At 65.5% G+C, this 2,750-nt stretch carries 2 protein-coding genes and 1 pseudogene; all 3 read right to left on the reverse strand.

Annotated features, from left to right (window positions below; all coding sequences use genetic code 11):
- Nucleotides 1–602, reverse strand: a pseudogene (locus MJ956_RS12440) (hypothetical protein); the annotation flags it as partial.
- A complete protein-coding gene (locus MJ956_RS12445) occupies nucleotides 599–1,849 on the reverse strand; it encodes a MotB family protein (RefSeq protein ID WP_253964774.1) in 1,251 nt (416 codons plus the stop codon). The pseudogene MJ956_RS12440 and the gene MJ956_RS12445, both read right to left, overlap by 4 nt.
- Nucleotides 1,846–2,679, reverse strand: coding sequence for a hypothetical protein (locus MJ956_RS12450; protein ID WP_253964775.1), 834 nt, complete (start codon nucleotides 2,677–2,679; stop codon nucleotides 1,846–1,848). Before MJ956_RS12450 ends, MJ956_RS12445 begins: the two co-directional genes overlap by 4 nt.
- Between the last annotated feature and the right edge of the window lie 71 nt (nucleotides 2,680–2,750).

Raw genomic sequence — 2,750 nt, forward strand, 5'->3', positions numbered from 1 at the left:
TCCACGATCGAGAGGTTTCTCTCGGCCTCCGCACCGCGGTTCTCCACATAAGCGAGTGCACCTTCGAGCAGCGGACGGTCCTCCGGCGAAAGGGTTTGCCGGGCCAGGATGCCTCGCAGCACGGATGGTGGTCCGCCGCTGAGCACGAACAGCGCGGCGGCGCGCCGATTGCGCGCGTCCTCCCAAACTTCCGGTTCAAGCGCGAGGAAGGTCGGACCGTAACGCTTGAGGAGAAGCGACTGCACGCGGATCGCCGGTCCGTTGCCGCGTGCGACCTGATCCTGGAGGAACTGAAGCGACCGGACGATCTCGTAGGGCATCGGTCCGCGTTCAAGCGGCCATTTCGAGGCCATCGGCTCGGCAGGTTCCTCCTCTCTTGCCGCAACGGCGGGCTCGCTCTCCTCGTGGGAAACGATTCCCGCCCCCTGCCGCGCGGCCCCCCGCGCGGCTTCGCCTGCCGCGCGAACCTGAACAACCGCCGTTTCAGCCTCCATCTGGACCGTGACCGGCGGCGCCATCTGCTCGGCAAGCGCGGCCGGTGCCGCAGCGATCAGCGCCATCACGACGACCCCTTCCAGGCATCGGGCAAGCGAAAGGTTCATGTGACCGGCTCGATCAGCAGAATCTCGATCCGCCGATTGCCGGCAGCTTTCGGATCGCCAGGATATTTCGGATCCCGATCCGCCAGTCCTTCGATCGACTTCACGCGCGTTTCCTCAAATCCGCCGCGGGTCAGCATGTAGTAGGCCATATGGGCCCGCGCGGTGGACAGGCGCCAGTTGTCGTATTCTGCGCTTTGGAACGGGCGCGCATCGGTATGCCCCCGGATGACGACATCACCCTCGCGCCGGGCCAGAACGGCGGCGATCTTCTCCATCATCGCCACGGCCTCTGGCGTCGGCCTTGCCGATCCAATTTGGAACATTCCGGTTGCGAGATCGTCGGCGAGGGAGATTCGGACGCCGCCCTCCCCCGCGGTCACTTCGACATTGGGGGGCAGGGATTGCCCCGATTTGGCGAGTTCGGCCTCGATTTCCGATCTGACGGCCGTCGCCTGCTCGGATGCCGTATCGACGACATCGGCCGGATCAGCTGGCTCGCCGGGGGTGGCCTGTTCATCCAATGCCGCGACATCGGTGTCCGGCGTGGACGAATCGTCGGCCGTTTTCGCCGCATCGGCCCCATCCTTAACAGGGGCTGTCTCTTCCTCGGCGGCCTCGCCCGCCGCCAAGTTCTCCGGCGGAAGAACCGCGGTCCGGAATTCAGCCGGAGGGGCCACCTCGGATGGCTCGCCGCCCTCCACAGTATTGGGTGAGAGCTGCCACGACGCGGGGTCGAAGGGATCGCGATAGGCGTCACCGCCATTCAGCCCTGGCAGACCCGATCCGTCAGGCTTGCCCTGGAGCTTGTCCGAACTGGTGGAGACGCTCTCGGCTGCAATCTCGGCCAGAACCGCATAAGGATCGCGGAACAAGGCCTGCTCCTCGCCGCCGGCTTGATCGCCCGCCAGCGGCTTGCCATGCGGATCCCCGTTGGTCTCGACCTGGGCTTGTCCCTGCTCGTTGGTCTGGCGCGTGGCACCGTCGTCCTTGCTTTCGACACCCCGGCTCGCAGGCGAGGCATCGTTCAGCTTGATCGGGTTGAAGTACTGCGCCACCTGCCGGCGTGTTGCGTCGTCCGAGGCGTTGGTCAGCCACATGACCAGGAAGAACGCCATCATCGCCGTCATGAAGTCGGCGAAAGCGATTTTCCAGACGCCGCCGTGGTGCGCATCCTCGGTACTGGCGCGGCGGCGGACAATGATGATTTCCTGGCGATCGAGATGCCCCGCCCCGGACTGTTCGCTCACGCCAGCGCCTCTTCCAATGCCGCGCGCCATTCTCGCAGACGCGACTCGATGACGGTCTGGTCGCACTCGATCCGAACGTCGACCATGTTTTCGTCGCTCTGCCAGGTCACGAGGCCGCTGTCCGTCTTCAGCACGTCGCCGAGGGCCGCGAGAAGATCGGCGGGACCCGTCGCACAAACCGACAGCGCCTTGCCGTCACCAATCAGCAATCGCGTGGCGTCGGCGAGTTCAAGAATGCTCTGACGCCGGCGGGTATTCACCGCGATCGGCCGCAATACCGAGGCCAAAGTGGTTCGCACGACCGTCTCGATGCGGTCGAGTCGATCCGAAAGGAGGCCCGCAAGCCGCTCGCCTTCTTCCGTCGCCCACTCGGCACGCGCCGCCTCGATCGCGGCGGATTGAGCAGCTTCGGCCTGCTCGCGCTCCTCGGCCCTCGCCGCTTCGATCGCCGCCTCCATATCCGCCCGCAGGTCGAGCTGTCCCTCATCGAGGGCTTCGGCGTCGTCCATCTCCGTGTCCGCAAGGGCGTCGGTTTCGTCACCAACGTCGATCGGGTCGGGCGTATCCGTCGCTGGCCAAAGCGCCTCGCCCGCCAGGTCCGGCATCTCTCCTTCAGCCGGGATCAGATCATCGGCCTCGTCGAATTCGGCGATCTCCGGAATCGGCGACGAAATGACCGGGACGCCAGCCCCGGTATCGTGATCGCGACTGGCGACCAGGATCGGGTGTTCGAAGGTCGGCTTGCTCGGGCGATGCAGCGGCGCCACACTCTCGAATGGCGTTCCATCGTCCGCGTCGAATTCCGGTAGGTAGTGCGCGAGAGGGAGCATGCGTTACGCCGCCTGTGTTTGGTGTATCCACTGTTTGAGAACCTGGGCCGCATGGACCTCGTCGAAATCGA

Source organism: Aurantimonas marianensis, from assembly GCF_024195285.1.
In the GTDB taxonomy this organism is placed as follows: Bacteria; Pseudomonadota; Alphaproteobacteria; order Rhizobiales; family Rhizobiaceae; genus Aurantimonas; species Aurantimonas marianensis.

What these genes read in the sequence shown, in the direction of transcription:
- MJ956_RS12450 (WP_253964775.1), bottom strand. Translation starts at nt 2,679, where the DNA reads ATGCTCCCTCTCGCGCACTACCTACCGGAATTCGACGCGGACGATGGA.